Origin of the sequence: Leptospira gomenensis (assembly GCF_004770155.1) — a bacterium.
GTDB lineage: Bacteria > Spirochaetota > Leptospiria > Leptospirales > Leptospiraceae > Leptospira > Leptospira gomenensis.
Window position 1 is genome coordinate 1 of sequence record NZ_RQFA01000055.1, and the last position, 409, is coordinate 409.

The window sequence follows — 409 nt, forward strand, 5'->3', positions numbered from 1 at the left end:
GGCGGGAGCGACGACCGCGAATGCGGAGGACTCGGACCAATACATGAGACAGACGTCTTTGATGGTGAGCGCGGACGAATTTTTGGACGCGTTAGGCGTTCTTGCGAACACCCAATACGAGGCTGCGAGAGACGCGTATTTTTCCAAGGCAGAGAACTTTGTGAAGGTTACGGGGAGCGGGGAAGACCAGTTGGCCGTGAAGGTGGAATCGAAGATCGTATTGCAGGAGAGAGAGGCGTTTCTTGCGGGACTGCTCCAAAAACTCACAAACACGACGGGGGCTCCGGACGAGGTTGCGCGTAACGTGGAAACGGACATTTACCAAAAGGTTATCCACGACTATATGGGCGAGAACGGAGTTGTGACGCAACTTTTTGGAATGGAGTTGAAACAGCGTGCTGACAAACAA

Annotated in this window: 1 pseudogene; it reads left to right on the top strand. The window is 53.3% G+C overall.

Annotation, left to right across the window (positions count from 1 at the left end):
• Positions 1-409, top strand: a pseudogene (locus tag EHQ17_RS19825) (hypothetical protein); the annotation flags it as partial.